Below are 25,639 nucleotides of genomic sequence, written 5' to 3'. Positions count from 1 at the left end.
TGAAGATGGCAAGCCGCCGGGATTGGTCCGACCAGATTCGGCCGGAGGGCCCCGGCTTTACAAACATTTCCCGTTATTCGCACAATGGCCGGATGCCGGACTCCGACGACCGCGCCACCCCGCCCGGCCTGCCGCAGACCGCGGACCGCGCGCTGCAGGTGCTGCTCGCGTTCGACCGCGCCCGCCCGGAATGGGGCGTCACCGCGGTGGCCCGCGAGTTCGGGCTGCACACGTCGATCGCCCAGCGGCTCCTGGCCGTGCTGGCGCACCGCGGTTTCCTCGTCCGCGACGACAGCACCCGCAAGTACCGGATCGGCCCGGCCGCCCTGCACCTGGGCCGGATGTGGGACCGGGCCGGCGCGCTGGACCTGCTGGTCGCCCCGGTCCTGTCCGACCTCGCCGCGCAGACCGGGCACGCCGCTCTGCTGTCGCTGCCCGACGGCGCGCACACGCGGTGCGTGCTGGCCGCCGAGGGCGCGGACGGACGGCTGCGCGGCTACTCGCTGGTCGGCGAGCTGTACCCGGCGCACGCGGGCGCGACCAGCAAGGCGTACTTCGCGTTCCTGTCCGAAGAGGAACGCGACCGGCTGTTCGCCGACCGCCCGATGGCCCGGTTCACGCCGGACACGGTCACCGACCTCGCCGTCCTGCGCGAGCAGCTGGCCGAGGTCGCTTCCCGGGGCTGGGCGTTCACCACCGGCGAGTACGACACCGGCGTGGCGACGCTCGCGGTGCCGGTGTTCCTGCGCGGCGAACCGTACGGGAGCCTGTCCGTCGGCTGGTCCGCCTCCCGCTTCGACCACGACCCGGAGCAGTGGGTGGAGCTGCTGCGCCGGGGCGCGGAGTTGATCGAACTGCGGCTTTCCCGGCCGGTTCCGCGCCGGTGAACCGGCTCAGCGGAGCGCTTCGAGGTCGGCGGCGAACTGGTCCAGCGACGGCAGGGCGAGAATTCGGCGTTGCAGCCCGCGTGCGGCCCGCCGGAAGGACGGTTCGTCCACGACCTGCTTGAGCGCGGCGGCCAGGCTGTCCGGCGTCAGGCAAGCCGCGGCCACCTGGACGCCTATTCCCAATTCCTCGATGCGAGCGGCGTTTGCGGGCTGATCGGCGAATAGCGGTACCGCAGTCATTGGCACGCCGTGAGAAAGCGCTTCTCGGATTCCGCTGAATCCGGCGTGGGTGAGAAAAGCATCGCATGCACCCAGCAATAGGCGCTGCGGCACGAACGGCTCGAAATGCACGTTCGCCGGACGAGGGCCCGTCCAGGCTGCCGGGTCGTGGCCGAGCGCGACGACGGCGCGGATCGGCAACGCTCCCAAGGCTTCCACCGCGATCGTCCGCAGCCGCGATTCGGCGGAAAGCAGCAGATGCGCGTTGGAACCGAGGCTCATCAGCACCAGCGGCGCGTCGGCGGGCAACCCCGCGATCGCGTCGTCGAGCGGATCGCCGGGCTCGCCGGGTACGCGGTAATAGCGGTGCTGGGGCGTGCGCAACGCTTTCGGGTACCACGATTCGGGCAGCAGACCCGCGGCGATTTTGCCGTACGCAGGCGTCAGCGACTCGATCGCGGCGAGGCCGAATTTCGCGCGCACGACATTCAGCCGCGCTACGAGATCCGGCACCAGCCGCACGATCAACGGCGCGATGTCCAGCACCGCGAGCTCGACGCCGAGTGCCTCCGCGGCCAGGAAACCGCCGTATTCGTTGGTTTCCCGGACGATCAGGTCCGGCCGCCACGGCTTCGCGACGTCGAGCAGGTTCGCGGTGAATGTCGCGGTCATCCGTTCGTCGAACAGCGGAACGCTGATCGGGCCGGACACCTCCGGCCGCCACCCGCGCCCCGTCTCCCGGCCGGGCAGCTTCGCCGAAAGCTCTTCCGGGGACAGGACGTCCGGCAGCACGAGCACCGGCACGCCGAGCCGTTCGAGTTCGGCCCGCATCGCGCCGCCGGTGGCGATCGCGACCTCGTGCCCGGCCCGCCGCAGCGCGTGCGCCACCGGGACCACAGCGGGTACGAGATGCGAGCGAATGGGCAAACCGGTCAGCAGCACACGCATCTCAGAAATCCTCCAGAATTCGGCCGTGATCAGGCTGGCACGGTTCCGGCGGGCCGGACATACCGAGAATTAGGGGGACAAAGCGTCCCTGGCGCGAAGTTTCAGTCGCGCAACGGCATTCCCGGGAAATGTCGTTGCCGGTCCGGTGCCGGGGCGGTCATGCTGGATCGCATGGGCGGGGCGGTGGAGTGTTCGCTGGGAGACATGCACGAGGCGGTCGGGCAAGGCGCAGGCTCCGACGCCGCGGGCGAAATTCTGTCCCGTGCCTTGGCTCCGCTGGTGGCGCACGACGCGCTGCGCCTGGCGGCGACGAGCCCGGCCGCCGAGTTCGGACCGGCGGCCTTCAGCTTCTGGCACAAGTTCGACCCCGGTCTCGGGTTGGCCCTGCTGCACCGTGCGTACGCCCACGACGGCGAATGCTGGCCGTTGGCGCGGGCGTGGTCGGCGGACCCGGTACCCGGCGTCGTGCTGTGCGGCGACGTGTACCGCGGGTACGGCGTCGGCAGCGAACTGCTGGTCCTGCTGCGCGACCGCCGCGGCACCTGGGGAGCGTTGGAACTGCTGCGGTCCCAGGGCGGCAAGCAGTTCGACGCCGAGGACGCCCGCCGGACGGCGCGGCTCGGCCCGGCGCTGGCCGAGGTGTTGCGCCAGTACGTCACCGCAGGCCCGCTGACGCCGGAGATGCCGATGGTTTCCCCGGGAGTGCTCCTCGTCGGGCCGGACCACCGGCTGCGGGCGGCGACGCCGCAGGCGCACGCTTGGCGGGAGCGCCTGCGGGCCAGCCCCCGCACGCCGGACTTCACCGATGCCGCGCACCTGGCCGGAATGTCGCTGCAGGCGCGTCGGCACCTGAAAGACCCGCGGGCCCGCCTGCCAGTGCTGACCGCGCCGCCGGCCAGCCACGGCCGCTGGGTCAGCTGCCACACGCAACCCCTCGACGACGGCTCCGGCGACATCGCGGTGGTCATCGAGGCGACCACGGGGAAGCGGCTGCTGCCGTCGTTCTGCGACTGGTACAGCATCACGCCGCGCGAACGCCAGGTCGTCGAACACCTCTGCGAGGGAGCGGCGGCCAAGCACATCGCCCGCAGGCTGGACCGGTCGGTGCACACCGTCAACGAGCACCTGAAGGCGATCTTCCGCAAGACCGCGGCGAGCGGCCGGGAGGAACTCGTCGCCGCGATCACCGGCTGAGCGGCTGGGGACCGCACCGGCAGGACGGGGCTGGCGGCCTCGCCCGCCGACTCAGCCGCTCCGCGCACCCCGCCGACGGACTCCTCGCCGCGACCACCGAGACCGCACGGGCACCACGGTGCAGCAGCCAAGCACCTCGACCCTCGCCGCGTGCATCGCCGACGGCCTCCGCGCCGCGACCACCGGCCGAGCGACCACCGAGCCCGCCCCGGCACCACAGAGCAGCAGCCAAGCACCCCGCCCACAAATTCGCCCCCTCCACGCACCCCGCCGACGAACCCCACGCCGCGACCACCGGCCGAGCGACCACCGAGCCCGCCCCGGCACCACAGAGCAGAACCCGAGCACCCGCCCGCCAACTCACCCCCTCCACCCACGAACCCCGCACCATGACCACCGGGCCCGTCCCGGCCCGACCTCGGCATCAGTCCGGCGCCGAGTTCCGGAGAAAGGCTTGACCTCCCGTCTGTTATCGCTAACATTGCCCTCCTCACGCCCGCGTACTCAGCGAGGAGGTGCGGGGATGCCCGCCGACGGGTCTTCCGCCAAACGCCAGCCCGGGCTTGCCGAAGTGGCGGCGATGGCGGGCGTTTCGCACATGACGGTCTCCCGGGTGGTGAACGGCACCGGGCCGGTCCGCGCGGAGACGCGGGCGCGGGTGCTGGCCGCGGTGGACCGGCTGGGGTACCGGCCCAATTCCGCGGCCCGGACGTTGGCGACCGGGCGGTCGAGCGTGCTCGGCGTGGTCGCGCTGGAGTCCAATCTGTACGGTCCGGCGAGCACGCTGTACGGGATCGAGCACGCCGCCCGCGAGGAGGGCTACGGGGTCACGATCTCCAGCGTCAGCCGTCCGCGGCGGTCGTCGTTCGCCGAGGCGGTGGACAATCTGCGGCGGCAGGCGGTCGGCGGGATCGTGGTGATCGCGCCGCACGTCGCCGCCGGCGAGGCGTTGCGGCAGGTGCCCGACGACATCCCGATGGTGGCGGTCGGCGGCGGCGAATCGGCTCCGGTGCCGGTGCTCTCGGTCGACCAGTACGACGGGGCCCGCCGGGTGACCGAGCATCTGCTGTCGCTCGGCCACGAAACCGTCTGGCACGTCGCCGGGCCGGAGGACTGGCTGGAATCGCTGGAGCGCGAACGCGGCTGGCGGGAGACGCTCGAACGGCGCGGCGCGCGGGTGCCGCCGCCGTTGCGCGGGGACTGGAGCCCTCGTTCCGGCTACGACGCGGGCCGCCGGCTGGTCGCCGAAGGGAAGCCGGACGCGGTGTTCGTCGCGAACGACCAGATGGCGCTCGGCGTGCTGCGCGCGTTCGCCGAGGCGGGCATCCCGGTGCCGGGCCAGGTGCGCGTGGCCGGGTTCGACGACGTGCCGGAAGCGGCGTACTTCAGCCCGCCGCTGACCACCGTCCGGCAGGACTTCATCGAGGTGGGGCGGCGGACGTTCCGCTTGCTCGTCGAACGCATGGAAGGCGGCGACCCGGGCGTCCGCCACCTCGTCGCGCCCGATCTGATCGTCCGGGACAGCACCGGGCCCCGGTAGCGAAGCTGCTCCACCGCACTCGATAAAACGAACAACCCTGCGAATGTTAGCGCTAACAGTCTGGCGGCCGCCGGTCGCGCGGCCCGGAATCCGGAAGGAACTCCCCCAGTGCCAGCAGATTCCCTCGTCGTCGGCATCGACTTCGGCACGCTCTCCGGGCGCGCGGTGGTGGTCCGGGTGCGCGACGGCGCCGAACTCGGGACCGCCGTGACCGAGTACCGGCACGGGGTCGTCGACGACCGGCTTCCCGCCACCGCCGAGGAACTCCCGCCGGGCTGGGCGCTGCAGGTCCCGTCGGACTACCTCGACGTCCTGCGCACCGCCGTGCCCGCCGCGCTGGCCGAGGCGGGCGCCGACCCGCGGGACGTGATCGGGGTCGGCACGGATTTCACCGCCTGCACGATGCTCCCGACCGACGAGGACGGCACCCCGCTGTGCGAACTGCCCGAGTTCACCGGGAATCCGCACGCCTACGTGAAGCTCTGGCGGCACCACGCCGCGCAGCCGCAGGCCGATCGCATCAACGCCGCCGCCCGCGAGCGCGGCGAACCGTGGCTGCCGCGCTACGGCGGGCTGATCTCGTCCGAATGGGAGTTCGCCAAAGCGCTGCAGCTGTTCGAGGAAGCCCCCGAGGTGTACCGGGCCATGCGGCATTGGGTCGAGGCGGCGGACTGGATCGTCTGGCAGCTCACCGGCGCCTACGTCCGCAACGCCTGCACGGCCGGGTACAAGGGGATCTACCAGGACGGCCGCTATCCGGACCGGGACTTCCTCGCCGGTCTCCACCCCGGTTTCGAGTCCTTCGCGGACGAGAAGCTCGCCCGTCCGACCGGGCAGCTGGGCTCGCTCGCCGGGAAGCTCAGCGCGGAGGCCGCCGCCTGGACCGGGCTGCCCGCCGGGATCGCGGTCGCGGTCGGGAACGTCGACGCGCACGTCACCGCGCCGGCCGCGCAGGCGGTCGGACCGGGGCAGATGGTCGCGATCATGGGCACGTCGACCTGCCACGTCATGAGCGGCGCCGACCTGCGCGAGGTGCCGGGCATGTGCGGAGTCGTCGACGGCGGCATCGTCCCCGGGCTCTGGGGCTACGAAGCGGGCCAGAGCGGAGTGGGCGACATCTTCGGCTGGTTCGTCGAGCACTGCGTCCCGGCGTCCTATTCGGACGCCGCGGGCGCCGAGGGGCTCCACGAGTTCCTGACCCGGCTCGCCGCCCGGCAGGAGATCGGCGAGCACGGCCTGGTCGCGCTCGACTGGCACAGCGGCAACCGGTCGGTCCTGGTCGACCACGAGCTGTCCGGGGTCGTCGTCGGACAGACCCTCAGCACCCGGCCCGAGCACGTCTACCGGGCGCTGCTGGAGGCCACCGCGTTCGGCACCCGCAAGATCATCGAGACCTTCGAGGCCGCCGGGGTTCCGGTCACCGAGCTGATCGTCGCGGGCGGGCTGACGAAAAACCCGCTGCTGATGCAGATCTACGCCGACGTCACCGGCCTCCCGCTCTCGGTGATCGGCTCGGCGCAGGGACCCGCGCTCGGCTCGGCGATCCACGCCGCGGTCGCCGCCGGCGCCTATCCCGACGTGCGCGCGGCCGCCGCGGCGATGGGTTCGGTCCAGCGGATGGCATATCAACCGGTGCTGGCGAACATCTCGGCTTACGACGAGCTGTACGCGGAATACACCGCGCTGCACGACTATTTCGGCCGCGGCGGCAACGACGTGCTGCACCGGCTCGCCGCGCGCCGGCGCGAACTGGCCACTGTCGCGAAAGGACGGAACTGATGACGCTGACCGCCCAGGCGCGCGGGACTATCGCGGAGCTGAGGGAATCCGTCGCGCGGCTGCACCGCGAGCTGACACGCAACGAACTGGTGGTCTGGACCGCGGGCAACGTGTCGGCGCGGGTGCCCGGCGAGGACCTGATGGTGATCAAGCCGTCCGGGGTGTCCTACGACGACCTGAGCGCCGACACCATGGTCGTCACCGACCTGCACGGCAGGCTCGTGCACGGCGAACTCGCTCCGTCGTCCGACACCGCCGCGCACGCCTACGTCTACCGGCACCTGCCGGAGGTCGGCGGCGTCGTGCACACGCATTCGACCTACGCCACCGCGTGGGCCGCGCGCGGCGAGCCGATCCCTTGCGTGCTCACCATGATCGCCGACGAGTTCGGCGGCGAGATCCCCGTCGGCCCGTTCGCGTTGATCGGCGACGACTCGATCGGCCGCGGCCTCGTGGAAACCCTCCGCGCGACCCGCTCCCCCGCGGTCCTGATGCGCAACCACGGCCCGTTCACCGTGGGCGCGACCGCGCGGGACGCGGTGAAGGCCGCGGTGATGGTCGAGGACGTGGCCCGCACCGTCCACATCGCACACCAGCTCGGCACGCCGGTCCCGCTGTCCGGCTCCGACGTCGACCGGCTGCACGCGCGCTACCAGAACGTGTACGGACAGCGCTGAAAACCCCGACCCAGCAAGGAGAAAAGATGATCTCCGCGACCAAGCCGCAGGTGTGGTTCCTCACCGGCAGCCAGGCGCTCTACGGCGAGGAAACCCTCGACCAGGTCGCCGGGCAGTCGCTGCGGATCCGGCAGCTGCTGGCCGGTTCCGGCGGGCTGCCGTGCGAACTGGCCGGGAAACCGGTGCTGACCGAGTCCGCCGGGATCCGGCAGGTGCTGCAGGAGGCCAACGCCGACCCCGCGTGCGTCGGGGTCATCGCGTGGATGCACACGTTCAGCCCGGCGAAAATGTGGATCAGCGGCCTCGACGCGCTGCGCAAACCGTTGCTGCACCTGCACACCCAGCTCGACGCGACGCTGCCGTGGGCCAGTCTCGACATGGACTACATGAACCTCAACCAGGCCGCGCACGGCGACCGCGAGTTCGGCTTCGTGCAGACCCGGCTCGGGATTCCGCGCAAGACCGTCGCCGGGCACGCGGCCGATCCGGCGGTGGTCGCCCGGATCGACGCGTGGGCGCGGGCGGCGATCGGCGCGGCGCATCTGCGGACCTTGAAACTGGCCCGGTTCGGCGACAACATGCGCGACGTCGCGGTCACCGAAGGAGACAAGGTCGAGGCCGAGCTGCGGTTCGGCGTGTCGGTCAACACCTACGGCGTCACCGAACTGGCCGAACGAGTCGACGCGGCCTCCCCGGCCGAGGCAGACAGCCTGGTCGCGCAGTACGCCGACGAGTACACGCTCGCCCCGGAGCTGGCCCGCGACGGCGAACGGCACGAATCGCTGCGGTATGCCGCGCGGATCGAACTCGGCTTGCGGTCCTTCCTCGGCGAAGGCGGATTCGGCGCGTTCACCACGAATTTCGAGGATCTCGGCGGACTGCGGCAGCTGCCGGGGCTGGCGGTGCAGCGGCTGATGGCCGACGGCTTCGGCTTCGGCGGCGAGGGCGACTGGAAGACCTCCGCGCTGCTGGCCGCGGTGAAAGCGATGGGCCGCGGCTCGGACCGCGGAACGTCCTTTATGGAGGATTACACCTACCATTTCGGTCCCGGAGAACCGAAAATCCTCGGCGCGCACATGCTCGAGGTGTGCCCGAGCATCGCCGCGGACCGGCCGTCCTGCGAGATCCACCCGCTCGGCATCGGCGGCCGCGAGGACCCGGTCCGGCTGGTCTTCGACGCCGCCCCCGGCCGCGGCGCGGTGCTCGGCCTGACCGACCTCGGCGACCGGTTCCGCCTGGTGGCCAACGAGATCGACGTCGTCCCGCCCGACGAGCCGCTGCCGAACCTGCCGGTGGCCCGCGCGGTGTGGAAGCCCGCGCCGTCGCTCACCACGTCCGCGGAAGCGTGGATCACCGCGGGCGGCCCGCACCACACCGTGCTCACCCAGGCCGTCGGCACCGAGACCGTGCGCGATTTCGCCCGCATGGTCGGCGTCGAACTGCTCGTCATCGACGAAACCACCACCACCGCGGACTTCGGCGACCGCATCCGCTGGAACCAGGCCTACCACCGGCTCGCCCAGGGTTTCTGAAAGAAGGAGAACGAACAATGAGGTTCACTCGAGGAATCCGCGCCGCCGCCGCGGCGGCCGGGGCCGCCGTGCTCGCGTTCGGAGCCGCCGCCTGCGGGTCCAGCGCGAAAACCGCCGACCAGCAGGCGGGCGGGCCGGCCGGCGCGCTGGTCGGCGTGACGATGCCGACCAAATCGTCCGAACGCTGGATCCACGACGGGGACAACATCAAGGCCGCGCTGGAAAAGCTCGGCTACCGGGTCGACCTGCAGTACGCCGAGAACGACATCCCCACCCAGGTCAACCAGATCGAGAACCAGCTGACCAAGGGCGCGAAACTGCTGGTCGTCGCCTCGATCGACGGCACCGCGCTGACCACCCAGCTGCAGGAGGCGGCCGACCGCAAGGTCCCGGTGATCGCCTACGACCGGCTCATCCGCAACTCCCCCGCCGTCGACTACTACGCCACCTTCGACAATTTCAAGGTCGGCGTCGAACAGGCGAACTCGCTGCTCAAGGGCCTCGGCGACGGACCAGGCCCGTTCAACGTCGAACTGTTCGGCGGCTCTCCGGACGACAACAACGCGACCTTCTTCTACAACGGCGCGATGTCGGTGCTCAAGCCGCTGATCGCGAGCAAGAAGCTGGTCGTCAAGAGCGGCCAGGTCGACTTCGCGCCGACCGCGATCCTGCGCTGGGACCCGGCCACCGCGCAGCGCCGGATGGAAGACCTGCTCACCAAGACCTACACCGGCGGCGCGAAGGTCCAGGGCGTGCTTTCCCCCTACGACGGCCTGTCGATCGGGATCCTGTCCGCGCTCAAGAGCAACGGCTACGGCACCGCCGGACAGCCCTACCCGGTGGTCACCGGACAGGACGCCGAGGTCGCCTCGGTCAAATCCATCATCGCGGGCGAGCAGTACTCCACCGTGTTCAAGGACACCCGCAAGCTCGCCGACGTCACGGTGAAAATGGCCGACTCCGTCCTCAAAGGACAGAAGCCCGCGGTCAACAACACCACCGACTACAACAACGGCACGAAGGTCGTGCCCGCGCAATTGCTGCAGCCGGTCGTCGTGGACAAGTCCAACTATCAGCGGGAACTGCTCGACTCCGGCTACTACACGGCGGGCCAGCTGAAATGACCGAACTGCTCGGCATGCGCGGGATCACGAAGACCTTTCCCGGCGTCACCGCGCTGTCCGACGTCACGCTCTCGGTGCGGCGCGGGGAAATCCACGCCGTCTGCGGCGAGAACGGCGCCGGGAAGTCCACCCTGATGAAAATCCTGTCCGGCGTGCACCCGCACGGCAGCTACACCGGCGAAGTCACCTTCGACGGCCAGGCCTGCGCGTTCGGGTCCATCCGCGACAGCGAACGCCGCGGCATCGTGATCATCCACCAGGAACTCGCGCTGTGCGCGCAGCTTTCGATCGCCGAGAACATTTTCCTCGGCAACGAACGGGCCAAACGCGGCTGGGTCGACTGGAACCGGACCAACCACGAGGCCGCCGACCTGCTGCGCCGGGTCGGCCTGCGGGAGAACGCGGTCACGCCGGTCAGCGAACTCGGCGTCGGCAAACAGCAGCTGGTCGAAATCGCCAAAGCACTGTCCAAACGCGTCAAACTGCTCATCCTCGACGAGCCGACGGCCGCGCTGAACGACGACGATTCGGCGCATCTGCTTTCGCTGCTGCGCGAACTGCGCGACGACGGCGTGACCTGCGTGATCATCTCGCACAAGCTCGGCGAGGTGACCGCGATCGCCGACACCGTCACGATCCTGCGCGACGGCAAGACGATCGAAACGCTCAGCGCGGCCGGGCTGAGCGAGGAGCGCATCATCACCGGCATGGTCGGGCGCGACCTCGAACACCGGTTCCCGCCGCGGGAGCCGGACATCGGCGACGAGGTGCTCCGGATCGAGGACTGGACCGTGCACAGCCCGAGCCAGCCCGGCCGGGTCGTGGTGGACGGGGCGAACCTGACGCTGCGCCGCGGCGAGATCGTCGGGCTCGCCGGGCTGATGGGCGCGGGCCGCACCGAACTCGCGATGAGCGTCTTCGGCCGGTCGTACGGCACTGGCATCTCAGGACGGCTGGTCAAAGACGGCAAGGAGATCACGCTGCGGTCCGTCCGCGACGCCATCCGGCACGGCATCGCCTACGCCACCGAGGACCGGAAACTGTACGGGCTCAACCTGATCGACGACATCCAGCGCAACACGTCGGCGGCCGGGCTGTCCGCGCTCGCGCGCCGCGGCTGGGTGAACGAGCACGCCGAACACGACGTCGCGGCCCGGTTCCGCCGCGAGCTGCGGATCAAGGCGCCTTCGGTGCGCAGCGTCACCGGCAAGCTGTCCGGCGGGAACCAGCAGAAAGTCGTGCTGGCCAAGTGGATTTTCACCGATCCGGACGTGCTCATCCTCGACGAGCCGACCCGCGGCATCGACGTCGGCGCGAAGTACGAGATCTACGGAATCGTCAACGAGATGGCCGCGCGGGGGAAAGCGGTCCTCGTCATCTCCTCCGAACTCCCCGAACTGCTCGGCCTCTGCGACCGCATCTACACGCTGTCCGCGGGCCGGATCACCGGCGAGGTCGACCGGGCCGGCGCCACCCAGGAACTGCTCATGCGACACATGACGAAGGAACGGCCATGACCACCGCGAACCCCGTGCGGCCAGCCGATCCGGCCGCCCCGCCCGCCGGGCGCGGCCCCCGGCGGATCTCGATCAACCTCCGGCAAAGCGGCATCTACGTCGCCTTCGCGCTGATCGTCGTCCTGTTCGAGGCGATCACCGGCGGCGCGCTGCTCGAACCGCAGAACATCTCGAACATCATCGTGCAGAACTCCTACGTGCTGATCCTCGCCATCGGGATGATCCTGGTGATCATCTCCGGGCACATCGACCTGTCCGCGGGCTCGGTGGTGGCGATGACCGGCGCGGTCGCCGCGGTCCTCACGGTGAATCTCGGGCTGCCTTGGCCGCTGGCGGTCGTGCTCACCCTCGTCGTGGGCGCGGTGATCGGCGCCTGGCAGGGGTATTGGGTCGCCTGCTTCGGCATCCCCGCGTTCATCGTGACGCTGGCCGGGATGCTCGCCTTCCGCGCGCTCACCCTGACCGTGCTCGGCAACCAGGGCATCGGCCCGTTCCCGGACGCCATCCGCACCCTGTCGAACGGCTTCACCGGCGGCTACCTCGGCAACATCGGCCTCGGCCCGCTCGGCGGCGCGGACCTCGTCAGCCTCCTCGCCGGGGTCGTCGTGGTCGCCGGCATCGTGCTCGCGCAATGGCGCAAACGCGTCGCGCGGCTCGGCTACGGCCAGGAGGTCGACCCGTTCCCGCTGTTCGCGCTCAAGATCGCCGTCGCCGCCGCGCTGGTGCTCGCGGTGGTCGTGCAGCTGGCCCGGTTCCGCAATCTGCCGTGGGTTCTCGTCCTGCTCGCCGTGCTGGTGCTCGGCTACTCCCTCGTGGCCGGGAAGTCCGTGTTCGGCAGGCACGTCTACGCGATCGGCGGGAACCTGCAGGCCGCGACCCTGTCCGGGGTCAAGGTCAAATCCGTGACGTTCTGGGTGTTCGTCAACATGGGGGTGCTGGCCGCGCTGGCCGGAATCATCTTCGCCGGACGGCTCAACCAGGCCGGTCCCACGGCGGGCGTCAACTTCGAACTCGACGCCATCGCCGCCGCGTTCATCGGCGGCGCCGCGGTCCAGGGCGGGGTCGGCAAGGTCGTCGGAGCCATCACCGGCGGGCTGATCATGGCGGTGATCAACAACGGCATGTCGCTGATCGGGGCGCCGAGCGAACGGGTCATGCTCGTCAAGGGAGCGGTGCTGCTCGCCGCGGTCGCTTACGACATCTGGACCAAGCGCCGAGCCGGAGCCGCCGCCCGCTGACTCGCGGCCGGTGGGCGCTGTCCCACCGGCCGCTATCCGGCCAGCCGCAACTTCCGCGCCCGCAACGAAATCTCCAGCCCGAACCGCGCATCCGGATCATGCAGCTGGTCACCGAACAACGCGTTCAACATCCGCAACCGGTTGCGCGCCGTCTGCGGATGCACCCCCAGAACCCCCGCGATCTCCGGCGCACTCCCGCTCGTAGTGAGAAAAGCAAGCAAAGTCTCCGCCGCTTTGTCTTGCGCCGTGCGGGTCAGCACCTCCAGCGGCGCGAGACTGCTCGTTTCCAGCGCGGTGCGGAGGACATCGTCGGAGAGCAGCCAATGCGTGGTGAGGTGGTCGTCCCAGCGGACCGGGCGCGCGTCCGGCAGCACGCCGCGGCGGAGCAGGCCCAAGGTGCGGCGCGCCCAGCGCAACGACCGGGCAGTGTCCTCCGGCACGACCTCGGGGCCGAGCGCGGCGCGGACGCCGAAGTCCGGCACCGGTGCGGCGGCGGGGAGGACTGCCCACGGTTCGGGGGCGTGCGGGTCGCACAGCGCGTCGTCGGTGTTCTGGAGTTCGCCGGTGTCGAAGGCGACCGCGACGACGGTCTCCGGGAGCGGCCAGCCCGCCTCCCGGGCGAGGGCGGCGAGTGCGGTCGGCCGCGGCTTGCCGAGTTCGGCGAGCAGCCGGGCCCGAGCCCGGTCGCGGTCGCCCGCCGCCGCGGCGCGACCGCCTTCGGCCGCCAGCCGGCCAAGGATGTCCACCGCGACCAGCAGGTTTTCGACCGCGCGGGCGAAGTCCGGCGAGCGGCTCAGCAGCGGCAATACCCGCCGGGCGGCCGCGGTGAGCGCGCGGTGCACGCGGTCGAGATCGCCGACCGCCCGGAACTCTGCGGCGCCGAGGGCGCGGAACGTGTCGGCGCCCGGCGGAGCTTCGGTTGCCGTGCGGCGCAGCACGTGCGCGACGAACCGCGTCGCGGCGCGGTCGAGCAGCCAGGCGGACTCCGGCAACCGACGGCGGACCTCGTCGAGCAACGCAGCCGCGACCGGCTCTTCGGTGAGCATGCCCGGATCGTGGCGGCTGGGGCCGGCGGAAAGCGTCGTCGAGAATGCGTAACTGCCGCACATACGCAGAATCACCGATGCGCTCCGGGCAGCGCGGCCGCCAGACTCCTTTCGCTCGCACCGTCGCGATCTTGAGAAAAGGTGATCCGGATGCGCTTTGCCCGCCCCGCCGGCCTCGCGGCCGCCCTGCTGATGAGCACCGGGCTTCCAGTGCTCGCCGCGCTCCCGGCCAGCGCCGCCGGCTGTTCCGACGTCGACGTCGTGGTCGCGCGGGGCACCGGCGAACCGGGAACGCTCGGGGTGATCGTCGGCGACCCGGTCTTCGCCGCCGTGAAGAAGGCCCTGCCCGGCGCCTCGGTGAGTTCCTACGCCGTGCGGTACCCGGCCAGCCTGCAGCCCGATTCCGCGTCGCGGGGGAACCAGGACCTCGTCGACCACGTCACGCACCAGGCCGAGGCGTGCGGCGACCAGCGGTTCGTCCTCGTCGGCTACTCGCAGGGCGCGAACGTCGTCGCGAACTCGGTCGGCATCAGCAGCGAGGGAGCCCTCGTCGGCGGGCCGATCGTCGCGACCATTCCGGCGGACGTCGCGCCGCGGGTGGCCGCGCTGCTGACCTTCGGACCGCCGATCGCCAAGCTCGGCAAGCACATCACCGGCGAGTACGAGGACCGGACCAAGGAATTCTGCGCCGTCGGCGACCCGGTCTGCCGCCCGAACGGCACCAACGTCCTCGCCCACCTCAGCTACACCCGGAACGCCGGCGAAGCGGCCGCCTTCGCCGCGGACCGGGTCACCGCCGGGCAGTAAACCCGAGCATGGCCAGGTGTGCTGCACCGGCAGCCGCAGCACACCTGGCCTACGGACCCCCGACCGCCAAACACCTCACCGGCAAACACGAAAACCACACCACGGAGCTCCGCCCCACCGGCGAAGCAGCCGCCCTCGCCGCCGACCACATCACCGCCGCGCAGTAACCCACGCGGCGATCTGCGCCCGGCTCCGGAACCCGAGCTTCGCCAGGATGTGCTGCACGTGCGTGTCCGCGGTCCGGCGCGAGATCACCAGCTTCTCCGCTATGTCCTTATTGGACAGTCCACTCGCGACAAGGCGGGCCACCTCGTGTTCGCGGTTCGTCAGCACGCTCGCGGGCCGCGTCGGTTCGTCCTCGCCGAGGGCGAATCGCGTGGCTCGCTTCTCGCCCATCGCCCGTCCGGCGGCGAACGCGGCCGCGAAGCGCTCCTCGCCGAGTGCCTGCCGGGCGGCCTCGGTGAAGCGGCGGTGCGGCAGCACCACAGCCACTTCCGCCGACGCGCCGACCGCCTCCCACACCGTGGCCGCCGCGCCGAACAGCGTCGCGGCGCGCTCGTGGTCGCCCCGGCGCGCGGCCGTCCACGCCAATCCGTCGAGCCGGTAGGCCAGCTGGAACCGGCTGCCGATCTTCCGGGTCGCCTGGAGCGCTTCGACCGCCGCCCGCTCGGCCGCGTCCGCGTCGCCGAACTGGACTTCGGCCTGCACCAGCCCGGCCAGCACGATGCCGCGGTAGTAGTGGTCGCCGCACGCGCGGCTCAGCTCGACCGCCCGGTGCAGCACCCGCCGGGAGGTCTCCAGCTCGCCGAGGTAGGCGAGCGCGACCCCCTGGATGTACCGCGGATGCAGTTCGCGCCGGACGTCGCCGAGCTTCTGGAACGTCTCGCCCGCCGCGGCGGCGAGTTCGGCGCAGCGGGGATCGAGCCGGATCATCGCTTCCAGCGCCCGGACGTAGGTGATGAACGCGGCCAGCGGGACGTCGCCGGGATCCGCGGCCTGCTCGGCCTCGTCGAGCCGCGCCGCGGCGAGCTGGACATCGGAATGCCACAGCGAATACAGCGCCGCGGTGGCCAGCGCCAGCGCGCGTTCGGGCCGGTCCGGCGGGGCGGCGGCCAGCGCGCGGTCGAGCCAGCCGCGGGCCTCCGAGTTGAGGCCGAGCAACGTCCAGTGCTCCGCGACGCGGCAGGCGATCCGCAGCGCGGCGCCGGCCTCGGCGGGATCGGCGACCGACCAGTCCAGCGCCGCCCGCAGGTTGTCCTGTTCCAGCCGCAGCCGGCCGATCCAGGAAAGCTGCGCGGGGCCGGCCCATTCCGCGTCCGCGCGGGCGGTCAGCCGGTCGATCCAGTCCCGGTGCGCCCGCGCGGCCCATTCCGTTTCCCCGGCCTCGGCGAGCCGTTCCGCGCCGAACTCGCGCAGGGTCTCCAGCAGCCGGAACCGCACCGTGTCGCCGTGGTCTTCGCGCAGCAGCACCGATTTGTCCAGCAGACCGTCGACGAGGTCGAGCACCTGGTGCGGGTCCCCGCCCGGGCCGGCGCACACGGCTTCGGCCGCCTCGAGGTCGAAAGATCCGGCGAAAACGGACGCGCGCGCCCACAATTCCTGCTCGGCCGCCGAACACAGCTCGTAGCTCCACGCCACCGCGGCCCGCAGCGTCCGCTGCCGTTCCGGCGCCGTGCGCGGTCCGGTGCCGAGCGTGCCGAGCCGCTGCCGCAGGCGTTCGGCCAGCTGCCGCGGCGAAAGCGTCCGGACGCGGGCCGCGGCCAGCTCGATCGCCAGCGGAACGCCGTCCAGCCGCCGGCACACCTCGGCGACGTCGCCGGAATTCGCGGCGGACAGCCGGAATCCGGTGCCCGCGGCCGCCGCCCGGTCCGCGAACAGGCGCACCGCGGCGGATTCCTCCGGGGCCTCGGCGTCCTCGTCCGGGACGACGAGCGGGGGTACGCCGACGACGCACTCCCCCGGCACGCCCAGCGACTGCCGGCTGGTCGCCAGCACCGTCACCCCCGGGCACTCGCGCACGACCTCGGCGGCGAACTCCGCGCACGCTTCGACCAGATGCTCGCAGTTGTCCAGCACGAGGAGCAGATTCCGGTCGCGGAGATGGTCCAGCACGCCGCGGCGCACCGAGCGGTTCGGGCCTTCGTGCAGGCCGAGCCGGTCGGCCACGCGGTTCGGCACCAGCGCGCCGTCGCGCAGCTCGGCGAGTTCGACGAAAACCCCGCCCCCGGCGAACCGGCCGACCGCCGCTTGGGCGACTTCGCCCGCCAAGCGCGTCTTCCCGATGCCGCCCGGACCGGTGAGCGTGACGACCCGGCTCTCGTCCAGTCTCGCGCGGATCGCCGCGGTTTCCGCGCGCCGTCCGACGCAGCTCGTCACCGCCGGAACCAGACCCGCGACCGTCCTCAAGCCACACCTCACCGTGTCGACTGACGATCAAGCGTAACAAGGAGCCGCGGCGGCGACTGGCATTTCCGGCGCCCCTCGCCGAAGCGCTTGCCCGGCACCGGAACACGGTGCTCGCCCGACGATTCAGGCGAGCACCGTGTCCCGTTTCCCGAGCCCCCGGGGTCTAACGCGCGGCCAGCGCGAGCGCGAAGGTGTTTCCCTCCCCCTGGAAGAACGAGCTGAGATACGCGGTGAAAGCGCCGCAGCCGGTCAGCGGCGGGATCGCGTAGGTCCCGGTCACCGGGCCGCCGGTCGCCAGCGCGAACCCGGAGCCGGTGCGCAGGTCGACCGGGATCGCGGCGCTCGCCCGGCAGTTCGGGTCCGCGACGGGCAGGCCGAACAGCGACACCTGCGGCAGCGCGAGCGCGAGCCTCGCCTGCGCGGCGAACCCGCCGTCGCCGAGTTCGCCGGTCTGTTCGCCGTCCGGCGTGAAGCGCAGCTCAGCGGTTCCCGGAACGAAGCCGAAGAGCTTGAATTCCGCGCGCGCCGGGTCGAACGTCGGGCCGCCGCTGAAGGACGGTTGCGTGGTGACGGCGAAAGACCCGGAGAGCGGCACCGTCGTGCCCAGCGCCTTCACCGTCGTCGTCCCGGCGAGGCCGTAGCGGTAGCCGGTCTGCGCGGTCCCGACGTCGAAGCTCAGCAGCACCGCGTCCTGTCCCGGATCGAGGGTGCAGTCCGAGGTGAACGAGCCGAGCCCGGTGAACCAGCCGTCGGCCTTCTTCGGCGTGAGCCGGGTGCTGAACCCGCCGAGGGTCACCGTCGTCTTGCCCGCGTTCGGCACCACGATCTGCGGCACCGAGCCGGTCGCCTGCGCGGTGAACGGCCCCGACTGCGGCACCGCCGCCTTCGCCACGGTCAGCGGCACCGTCACCGGCCTGGTCAGCGAGCCGTTGACCAGCGTCACCTCCGCGCCCGCCGTGCCCTCGACGCTCGCCGCGCCGACCAGCGCCAAGCCGCGCGCGGCCTTGTCCGGGACGGACACCGAGACCGAGAGGTCCGAGGTCGTGAGAGTGCCGCCCGGCGCGGACGGAACGTCGAACGACGCCTTCACCTCGACGTTCAGCTTCTGCAGCCCGATCAGGGGGAACGGGCAGGTGTAGCTCAGCACCTTGTCGACCGGCGTAGCGCCCGCGGCCGCCGCGGGCGAGGCGAGGCCGGACACGGCGAGACAGGCGAGACCCGCCGCGAGCAACCACCGGGCTTTCGGCACGGCTCCCCCTTTCCGGGGCATGGCGCCGGTCCCCGCCGCGGCGCGACGGGGACCGGCAGATCGGATTACTTGCGGGCGAGGTTCAGGTCGAGCGTGTTGCCGTCGCTCTTGGCGAACCCGCTGATCCAGTCGTTGAACGAACCGCAGTTCTGGAACGCCGACAGCGAGTACGTCCCGGTCAGCTTGCCGCCCTTGAGCAGGTCGAACCCGTCGCCGGTGCTCATCTCGCTGGTCGACGGGCTGACCGTGCCGCACTTCGGGTCGGTGCTGATCGGGAAGCCGAACAGGTTGACCGTGGGCAGGAAGACGTCGAACTTGATGTGCGCCTTGAACCCGGTGCCGACCAGTTCGCCGCTCTGCGTGCCGTTCTGCACGACCTTGACGTCCGCGCTGCCGGGCAGGAACCCGAGCAGCTTGAACTCGGTCTTGGTCGGGTCGATCTTCAGCGAACCGGTGAACTTCTTGGCCGCGATGTCCACGTCGGCGTCGAAGCCGCCCTTGATCGGCGCGGTGCTGCCGAGCGATTTCAGCGACGTTTTCCCGTCGATGCCGAACACGAACTTGCTGCCGCCGGGCGGCGGGGTGTCCGACGTCGGCGGCGGGGTGGTGGCCGAGGTCGGCGGCGGCGTGTCGGAGGTCGGCGGCGGAGTCTCCGAGCTCGGCGGAGGCGTCGAGGTCCCGCCGCCGTTGATGGTGATCGTGGCCAGGGTGTTGTTCTGGCCCGGGTCCTGCGTGCACGGCGCGTTGATGGTGCCGTCCGGGGTGATCCCGGTGACCGAGCCGTCCGCCTTGCGCGGGGTGACCTTGAGCGCCAGGTCGCCGACGGTGATCTTCGCCTGGCCGGGCTGGGTGAACGTGAGCGACGGGGTCTTGCCGGTCGCGTTGATGTTCATCTCGCCCGAGGCCGGGATGTTCGTCTTGTCCAGCGCGATCGGGACGCTGACCGGAAGGTCGAGGCCGGGCGCGGCCACCTTCGCGCTCGCGGTCGCGCTGCCTTCCAGCGTCGTGGCCCCGATCAGGCCCAGCCCGCTGACCGTGTCCGCGTTGATGGTGGACACGGCCTTGATGTCGAAGGCCCCGGTCGCCTGCCCGGCGTTGACCGTCTTCGGCAGGTCGGTGTTGATCACCACCTTCAGCGACTGGGATCCCACCAGCGGGAAGGTGCAGTGGTAGTTCAGCGTCAGCGAGATCGGGTCGGCGGCGCTGGCCTGGGCGCCGACCACCAGCGCGGCGGCGACGAGCCCCGCCGCGCCCGCGGCCGCGGCGGCCCCGACCGTCTTCTTCTTGCCTCTTGGGTGACTCACGATAGTCCTTCCGTGTATCAACAGTGATACGAAAAGGCGGAGCGCGGTAAACAGGAATCGCTACCGATCGGTAAGCTAGCGAGCGGCCCGAGTGCCGATCAAGAGCTTTCGCGGAAATCCCGCGGGCGGCTCCGCAAATTGTCACCCGCGCACGCCGGGCGGACCGTTTTCCTAGCAGGCGCGGGCGACTTTCCCCGGCGCGGTCCTGGTTCCGGGCCGCTGACGCGGGTGACAAAACCGAATCCGGAAATGCTGACGCGCGTGCCAATCGGGCATTCCTTTCTTGCCCGTGCGCGACCGTGCTGCGTAGCCTCGAAAACCATGAACAGAATGCACAGCGCGGTGCTGGCGATGTCGGCTGCCGTGCTCCTCTCGGCCGCGGCCTGCTCCTCGGACCCCGCGCCCGCGGACACCGGCCGGCACGCCGACCCCGCCGCGCTCGCGTGGGTCGACAAGGTGTGCACCAGCGTGGCCGCGGGTTCGGCGAAGCTCGCGCAGCCGCCGGCCTCCGACAGCGCCGCCCCCGGGAAGACGCGGGACGCGATGGTCGCCTTCCTCGACCGGCTGGGCTCGGCACTCGGCGACATGGCGAGCGGCCTCCGCGCGGCGGGCGTGCCGCCGGTCCCGGACGGACAGTCCGCAGTGGACAAAGCGACCGCCACCCTGACCGAGACCACGGGCAAGATCGCCGCGACGAAGTCGAAAATGGAGCAGGCGAAGGTCGAGGACCAGGCGAGCCTCCGCCAGGCGATCGCCGACGCCGACGCGACGATGGGCCAGCTCACCGATCCGGAAGGCCCGATCAAGGACCTCAAGGCGAACCCCGAGCTGAACCTCGCCTTCGCCGAATCCCCCACCTGCAAGCGCGTCTACGGGACGAGTTCATGACGGCCCGCCGCGCGCTCGCCGCGCTGGTCGCCCTGGTTCTGGCCGCCGCGTTCGCCCCGGTCGCCGCCGCGGCGCCGGACCCGGGCACCGGCCCGGCCGACGATTCGTTCTACACGCCGCCGTCGCCGCTTCCGGCGGGCAAACCGGGCGACGTCATCCGCTGGCGGCCGTCGAAAGCCGGGCCGCGCAAGGCGTCCGTCGACGCCTGGCAGGTGATGTACTTGTCCACCAACGCGCTCGGGAAGCCGGACGCGGTCACCGGCACCGTGCTGGTGCCGAAGAACGCGGACCGGGCCACCGCGCCGGTCGTCGCGTTCGCGCCCGGCACGCACGGCCCGGCCTTCGCCTGCACTCCGTCGAAGATGATCGACCTGGGCGCGTTCTACGAGCAGCCCGGCCTCGACGACCTGCTCGACGCGGGCTACGCCGTCGCGGTGCCGGACTACGAGGGCTACCAAAGCTCTCCCAAAACCACCTACGTCGTGGGACGGTCCGAAGGCCCGGCCGTGATCGACGCGGTCCGCGCGGCGCAGCGACTCGCGCCTGCCGGGCTTTCCAGCACGGCGAAAGTGGTCTTCCGCGGCTATTCCCAGGGCGGCGGCGCGGCGGTGTGGGCGGGAGAACTGCAGCCGTCGTACGCCCCGGAGCTCAATCTCGCCGGGATCGCCGCCGGCGGGGTGCCCGCCGATCTCGTCCAGGTGACGCTGCAGCTCGACGGCAAATTCGGCTTCGGGGTCTTCGCCTACGCCCTGCTCGGCCTCGACCAGGCGTACCCGGAGCTGAAACTCGACTCGTTCCTCAGCGACAACGGCCGCGCGAAGCTGGCCGAGATGAAACAGAGCGCGTGCACGTTCGAACTGCTGACGACGTATGCGAATCAGAAGATCTCGGACTACACCACGAGCCCGGGCTACATCCAGCCCGCGTGGGCGGCCCGGCTGGCCGAGAACAAGCTCGGCGGCAGCCCGCCGAAGGCCCCGCTGTTCCTCTACCACGCCACCGGGGACCAGCTGGTGCAGTTCTCGCAGGCCGACGCCCTGCACAAGACGTATTGCGCGGCCGGGGTCCAGGAAACCTGGAAGACCTACGACACCGACCACATCACGCTCGTCTACACCGGCAACGCCGACGTCCTGTCCTTCGTCAAGGACCGGATAGCCGGCAAACCGGCCGCGGCGAACTGCTGAGCCAATGCCCGAGCCGCGAGCACTGTTCCGCTTCGCCGTCGTCGGAGCGGCCGCCTACGGGGTCACCGTGCTGGTCGACTACAGCCTCAAACTGACTGTGCTGCGGGAGAAACCGGTGACCGCGCTGGCGATCGCGACTGTCGCGTCGACGGCGTTCGCGTATTTCCTGTCCCGCCAATGGTCCTTCGTGGACCGAGGAGGTCACGGACGGCTGCGGGAAGCGACGTTGTTCTTCGCGGTCAATGCCGGTGCGGTGGCGGTGAATCTAGTGCCGCTGCTGGTATCGCGGTATGTGCTGCGCCTCGAAGTGCCGAATATCGGTTACGTGGCACAGGAAATCGCGGACTTCGCGGCGGGGATGGTGCTGGGCACGGCGTCGGGCACGGCGTTCCGGTGGTTCGGGTACCGGCGGTGGGTGTTCCCGCGACCAGCTCGTCCGAAGGAGACCGACGGCGAGCTGGTCGCACCGCAGCTTACCGAGCCGCGAGGCGGATCTGTCGCCAAAATTCCGTAAATATCGGCCCGGCTTCCGGCGGGCGCTCGCCTCACCCCCGGTCCGGGAGCGCCCGTTCCGCCAGCAACGCCAGTTCCAGCCGCAGCCGTTCGCCCGGGTCGGTCAAGCGGTCCCCGAACAATTCGGCGAGCGTCTTCAGCCGCGCGCGGACCGTCTGCGGGTGCAGGTCCAGCATCCGCGCGAGTTCCGGGGCGCTGCCCCTCGTCCGCACCAGCGCCAGCAACGTCTCCGCCAGGTGCTCGCGGCGTTTCTCCGGCAGCCCGGCGAGCGGGGCCAGTGTCGTCTCGGCCAGCTGCGCGGCCAGGAACTCGTCCGCGAGCAGCAGCAGCGCGGGCACGTGGTCGCGGCACCAGACCACCGGGCCCGGCGCGTCCAGCAGCCCCCGGGCCGCCAGGTCGGCCGCCCGGCGCGCGACCCGGAACGATTCGGCCGCCGAGCCGGACGGGGCCAGCGGGCCGACCGCCGCGGTCCAGCCGGCGGGCAAGGCCGCGAGTCCGGCCAGCTCCGTGTCCGGCGCGGCGGTGAGCGCGGCGGGCGGATCGCCCGTCAGGTCCGCGACGACGTGGTCCGGGAGCAGGCCCGGCGGAAGCTCGGGCGCGCCCGGCAGCGCGCGGAACACCACCGCCGCGACCCGTTCGGGCAGCCCGGCCGGACTGTCCTCTTCGGTCCGCGGCCCGCCGTCGAGCAGCGCGCGGAGCACGCGGCGATTCCGCTCCCCGTCGCCGGATTTCTCCGCTTCGGCCGCGCTGTAGCCCTCCGCGACCGCCGCCATCGACGTCTCGACATCGCCGAGCATGCCTTCGGCCATCCCGTAGACGACGTCGCCGGACAGGCCGGTTTCCTGGGCTATTTCGGCGATCCAGCGCCACATCACCCGGCTCGCGACGCGCACCGCCGCCTGCACCGACTCCCGGCTGAGCCCCTCGTGGAACGCCGTCCGCCCGTGCGCGCGGAAATCGGCGAGCCGGTCGCTCTGCCACATCGCCGGCGCGCCGACCCGGTCGATGTCCCGCTCGATCCCCCGCCGCGTCTGCTCGATCGCGGCGGTCCGCCCGGGATCCTCGCTGAAGCACCCGGAATATTCCGGGATCTCGGCGGCGATGGCGTCGACGCACGCCCGGGCGATCTCCGGGATCCGCGGGCGCACCGCGTCGCCCAGCCGGCGCGGGATCCGCGCCCACACGGAGCCGTCCGAACCGGCGGAACTGCGCATGGCGATTTTAATCCCCCACTCGGAAATTGGCGGTCGAGGAATACCGGCCCCAGTCGGCACGGAGCGTAGAACGCACCCCCGTCCGTGTCAAAAGCGCGGGTTCCCGTCGCTCTTTCGGGCGCCGATCGTTCATTTTTAGTGACGCACGTTTTCAGCTACGCTCACCTCCCTCCGTCCCAGCGCCTCGAAGGGGGATTCGTGGTCGAGTACCGCAGCTTCGCTCTGCTGGCTTCGCTGCCGCGCGCGCTCGGCGCGTGCTTGCGCCCGCACGCGGCGCACGCCGCGGCCGCGATGATCCAGGAGACCCAGCGCGCGGTCCCGGCGTACGGGAAGCCGCTCAAGGGGGTGTTCGGGAAGGTGCTGGTCCGCAGCGTCGAGTACGCGGTGCTGCACTGCGTGGACTCGATGGGCGCCCCGGACCTGCCGCACGACGAGTGGATCGAGTTCTACCGCGGCCGAGGGGCGATGGAGTTCAGCGAGGGCCGCAACCTCGACGCACTGCAGGACACCGCCACGATCGGGGCCAGGGTCGCCTGGCGGGCGATGCACCCCGCGGTGGTCGCCGCCGGGGTCGACCCGGCCGTCATCTCGGTCGGCGCGGAAGCGATTTTCGCCTACGTCGACGAGCTGTGCGCCACCGCGATCGCCGGCTACCAACAGGCCCAGGCGGACGCCGAGGGAGCCGTGCCCGCCCGGCGGCGAAGGCTGCTGGAGCTGATCGGGCAAGCTCCGGAAGGCGCGGCGAGCAGCATCGCCGAACTGGCGAGCGGCGCGGGCTGGCCGCTGCCCGAAACGGCCGCGATGGTCGCGCTCGAACGGTCCCCTGGTGCCGACGACTTCCCGGCCGGCCTGCTCGGCGACAGCGTCCTCGCCGACCTGGACGGCCCAGAGCCGCACCTGCTCGCCGCCGACCCGGACGCCGACCTCGCCCCGCTCACGCCCCTGCCCGACGGCTGGCGCGCCGCGGTGTCCCCGACCGTCCCGCTGGCCGACGCACCGGCCGCCTTGCGCACCGCGCGCCGGGCCCTGCAGCTGACCGGCCCGGAGACGTGCGGCCCGGTCATCTGGTGCCGCGACCACCTGGCGACGCTCTGGCTGCTCGCCGAGGATTTCCTGGCCGCCGAACTGGCCCGGCAAAGCCTCGACCCGTTCGCCTCGCTGAGCGCCAAGCAACGCGAACGGCTCAGCGAAACCCTGCTGGCCTGGCTGGAAACCCGCGGCGGCGCACCGGAAATCGCCCAGCGCCTCGACGTCCACCCGCAAACGGTCCGCAACCGCCTGCGCCAGCTGGAAGACCTGTTCGGCGACCGCCTCAAAGACGCCGACGACCGGCTCGGCATGCAACTGGCGCTGCGGGCGCAGCGGCTGATGCGGGCACATCGGCCGCTGGAGAACTGAACGGCAGCGCCGTCGCGGCTGCCGGGCGGGCCGCGCTGGGAGCCGGGAGACGGCAGGGCTGGCGGTCGCCGCGCGCCTCGTGCCGCACATCAACGCTCAACACCGCACGCCCAACGCCTTGCCCGAACCGGCCCGCTCGAGCCGAGGGGCAGGGCCGTCGCCGTTCAAAGCCGCGCGCCCAGTGCCTCTGCCCGCCCCCACCGCAGATCCGACCGACGGCACCACCGCCGCCCGAACCGCCCGCTCGAATCGGCGAGCAGGGCTGCCGTTCAGCCATACACCCAACCCGCCACGGAACCACCGCCACCACGGCCCGCCCGAACCGACAGGCCGGGCAGCCGCTCACACCCAACCCCCCTCCCCACCACAGAACCCAGCGACGGCCCGCCACCGCCCCACCCGAACTGGCCCGCCCGAATCGGCGGGCCGGGCAGCCGCTCAACACCGCACACCCAATGCACTCCCGCACCACAGAACCCACCAACAGCCCGCCACCACCCCACCCGAACTGGCCCGCCCGAATCGGCGAACAGGACCGCCGCTCAGCCACACACCCAACCCGCCACGGAACCAACGCCACCACCACGGTCCGCCCGAACCAACAGGCTGGGCAGCCGCTCAACACCGCACACCCAAAACCCCTCCCCCACCACAGAACCCACCAACAGCCCGCCCCCACCCAAATCGGCCCGCCCGAACGAACGGCCAGGGCCACCCCTCAACGCCCCGCACCCACCACCCCGCCCCGCACCTCCCCAGCCGCAGAACCGGCCACCGCCGCCCCGCCCGGAACCGGCCCCGTCGAGCCGGGCCGAAGCCAGCCGGGCCGAAGCCGCTGGCCCCACCCGTGCCACCACCGGCGAATCGACTGCCGAACCACCCGCCCGGCCGCGGCCCCGGACAACCCCCGCGCGGGCGCGCGCTCCAGCCGGTTCGCGGGCATCGGCAGCACCCGGCGCCACGCTCTCCCGG

At 71.5% G+C, this 25,639-nt stretch carries 20 protein-coding genes; 14 read left to right on the top strand and 6 right to left on the bottom strand.

Translation table 11 applies throughout. The annotated features are described in order from the left end of the window. The first annotated feature begins 92 nt into the window (after window positions 1-92). Window positions 93-887 carry an IclR family transcriptional regulator gene (locus F9C11_RS22235; protein WP_409179280.1) on the top strand — a complete coding sequence of 265 codons (795 nt, stop codon included), beginning with the start codon at window positions 93-95 and terminating at the stop codon, window positions 885-887. Between the two features lie 6 nt (window positions 888-893). On the opposite strand, the gene F9C11_RS22230 is transcribed toward F9C11_RS22235, so the two are convergent. Further along, on the bottom strand, window positions 894-2,054 hold the full coding sequence (locus tag F9C11_RS22230; protein WP_409179279.1) for a glycosyltransferase: 1,161 nt from the start codon (window positions 2,052-2,054) through the stop codon (window positions 894-896). Window positions 2,055-2,225: 171 nt separating this feature from the next. Between F9C11_RS22230 and F9C11_RS22225 the strand changes: the two genes are divergently transcribed. The 8 genes from F9C11_RS22225 (at window position 2,226) to mmsB (ending at window position 12,655) form a co-directional block, all read left to right on the top strand. Then, on the top strand, window positions 2,226-3,248 hold the full coding sequence (locus F9C11_RS22225) for a helix-turn-helix transcriptional regulator (protein WP_409179278.1): 1,023 nt from the start codon (window positions 2,226-2,228) through the stop codon (window positions 3,246-3,248). 523 nt (window positions 3,249-3,771) lie between these two features. Next, a complete protein-coding gene (locus F9C11_RS22220) occupies window positions 3,772-4,788 on the top strand; it encodes a LacI family DNA-binding transcriptional regulator (protein ID WP_409179277.1) in 1,017 nt (338 codons plus the stop codon). A 108-nt stretch (window positions 4,789-4,896) separates the two neighbouring features. Then, complete coding sequence (gene araB, locus F9C11_RS22215) at window positions 4,897-6,567, top strand: ribulokinase (RefSeq protein ID WP_409179276.1); 1,671 nt, start codon at window positions 4,897-4,899, stop codon at window positions 6,565-6,567. Beyond that, complete coding sequence (locus F9C11_RS22210) at window positions 6,567-7,244, top strand: L-ribulose-5-phosphate 4-epimerase (protein ID WP_409179275.1); 678 nt, start codon at window positions 6,567-6,569, stop codon at window positions 7,242-7,244. The genes araB and F9C11_RS22210 overlap by 1 nt, the downstream gene beginning before the upstream one ends. A gap of 26 nt (window positions 7,245-7,270) precedes the next feature. Then, window positions 7,271-8,776, top strand: coding sequence for an L-arabinose isomerase (gene araA, locus F9C11_RS22205; protein WP_409179274.1), 1,506 nt, complete (start codon window positions 7,271-7,273; stop codon window positions 8,774-8,776). 17 nt (window positions 8,777-8,793) lie between these two features. After that, window positions 8,794-9,900, top strand: a complete 1,107-nt coding sequence (chvE, locus tag F9C11_RS22200) for a multiple monosaccharide ABC transporter substrate-binding protein (RefSeq protein WP_409179273.1) — start codon at window positions 8,794-8,796, stop codon at window positions 9,898-9,900. Next, on the top strand, window positions 9,897-11,417 hold the full coding sequence (gene mmsA, locus F9C11_RS22195; protein ID WP_409179272.1) for a multiple monosaccharide ABC transporter ATP-binding protein: 1,521 nt from the start codon (window positions 9,897-9,899) through the stop codon (window positions 11,415-11,417). Before chvE ends, mmsA begins: the two co-directional genes overlap by 4 nt. After that, entirely contained in the window at window positions 11,414-12,655 is a 1,242-nt protein-coding gene (gene mmsB, locus F9C11_RS22190; RefSeq protein WP_409179271.1) for a multiple monosaccharide ABC transporter permease, read from the top strand. The genes mmsA and mmsB overlap by 4 nt, the downstream gene beginning before the upstream one ends. Before the next feature lie 32 nt (window positions 12,656-12,687). On the opposite strand, the gene F9C11_RS22185 is transcribed toward mmsB, so the two are convergent. Continuing rightward, window positions 12,688-13,701, bottom strand: a complete 1,014-nt coding sequence (locus F9C11_RS22185; protein WP_409179270.1) for a helix-turn-helix domain-containing protein — start codon at window positions 13,699-13,701, stop codon at window positions 12,688-12,690. A gap of 150 nt (window positions 13,702-13,851) precedes the next feature. Here F9C11_RS22185 and F9C11_RS22180 point away from each other — a divergent pair, with 150 nt between their 5' ends. Beyond that, entirely contained in the window at window positions 13,852-14,508 is a 657-nt protein-coding gene (locus F9C11_RS22180; protein WP_409179269.1) for a cutinase family protein, read from the top strand. A gap of 150 nt (window positions 14,509-14,658) precedes the next feature. On the opposite strand, the gene F9C11_RS22175 is transcribed toward F9C11_RS22180, so the two are convergent. The 3 genes from F9C11_RS22175 to F9C11_RS22165 all read right to left on the bottom strand — a co-directional run bounded on the left by F9C11_RS22175 (window position 14,659) and on the right by F9C11_RS22165 (window position 19,467). Continuing rightward, window positions 14,659-16,914 (bottom strand): ATP-binding protein, encoded by a 2,256-nt coding sequence (locus F9C11_RS22175; RefSeq protein WP_409179268.1) that lies wholly within the window; start codon window positions 16,912-16,914, stop codon window positions 14,659-14,661. A 163-nt stretch (window positions 16,915-17,077) separates the two neighbouring features. Beyond that, window positions 17,078-18,163, bottom strand: a complete 1,086-nt coding sequence (locus tag F9C11_RS22170) for a DUF6801 domain-containing protein (protein WP_409179267.1) — start codon at window positions 18,161-18,163, stop codon at window positions 17,078-17,080. Between the two features lie 65 nt (window positions 18,164-18,228). Then, window positions 18,229-19,467 (bottom strand): DUF6801 domain-containing protein, encoded by a 1,239-nt coding sequence (locus tag F9C11_RS22165; protein WP_409179266.1) that lies wholly within the window; start codon window positions 19,465-19,467, stop codon window positions 18,229-18,231. 321 nt (window positions 19,468-19,788) lie between these two features. Between F9C11_RS22165 and F9C11_RS22160 the strand changes: the two genes are divergently transcribed. The 3 genes from F9C11_RS22160 to F9C11_RS22150 are packed head-to-tail and all read left to right on the top strand — an operon-like array spanning window position 19,789 to window position 22,056. After that, a complete protein-coding gene (locus F9C11_RS22160; protein ID WP_409179265.1) occupies window positions 19,789-20,355 on the top strand; it encodes a hypothetical protein in 567 nt (188 codons plus the stop codon). Next, entirely contained in the window at window positions 20,352-21,542 is a 1,191-nt protein-coding gene (locus F9C11_RS22155; RefSeq protein WP_409179264.1) for a lipase family protein, read from the top strand. Before F9C11_RS22160 ends, F9C11_RS22155 begins: the two co-directional genes overlap by 4 nt. A gap of 4 nt (window positions 21,543-21,546) precedes the next feature. After that, the gene (locus tag F9C11_RS22150; RefSeq protein WP_409179263.1) at window positions 21,547-22,056 is read left to right on the top strand and encodes a GtrA family protein; all 510 of its coding nucleotides are present in this window, start codon (window positions 21,547-21,549) and stop codon (window positions 22,054-22,056) included. Between the two features lie 31 nt (window positions 22,057-22,087). Here the strand turns inward: F9C11_RS22150 and F9C11_RS22145 are convergent, their stop codons facing one another. Beyond that, window positions 22,088-23,269 carry a helix-turn-helix domain-containing protein gene (locus F9C11_RS22145; protein ID WP_409179262.1) on the bottom strand — a complete coding sequence of 394 codons (1,182 nt, stop codon included), beginning with the start codon at window positions 23,267-23,269 and terminating at the stop codon, window positions 22,088-22,090. A gap of 198 nt (window positions 23,270-23,467) precedes the next feature. On the opposite strand from F9C11_RS22145, the gene F9C11_RS22140 reads away from it, so the two are divergent. Beyond that, a complete protein-coding gene (locus F9C11_RS22140) occupies window positions 23,468-24,667 on the top strand; it encodes a PucR family transcriptional regulator (protein ID WP_409179261.1) in 1,200 nt (399 codons plus the stop codon). The last annotated feature ends 972 nt before the right edge of the window (window positions 24,668-25,639 follow it).

Origin of the sequence: Amycolatopsis sp. VS8301801F10, assembly GCF_046195355.1 — a bacterium.
Classification (GTDB): domain Bacteria; phylum Actinomycetota; class Actinomycetes; order Mycobacteriales; family Pseudonocardiaceae; genus Amycolatopsis.
This window is presented reverse-complemented; position numbering and strand designations above follow the sequence as displayed.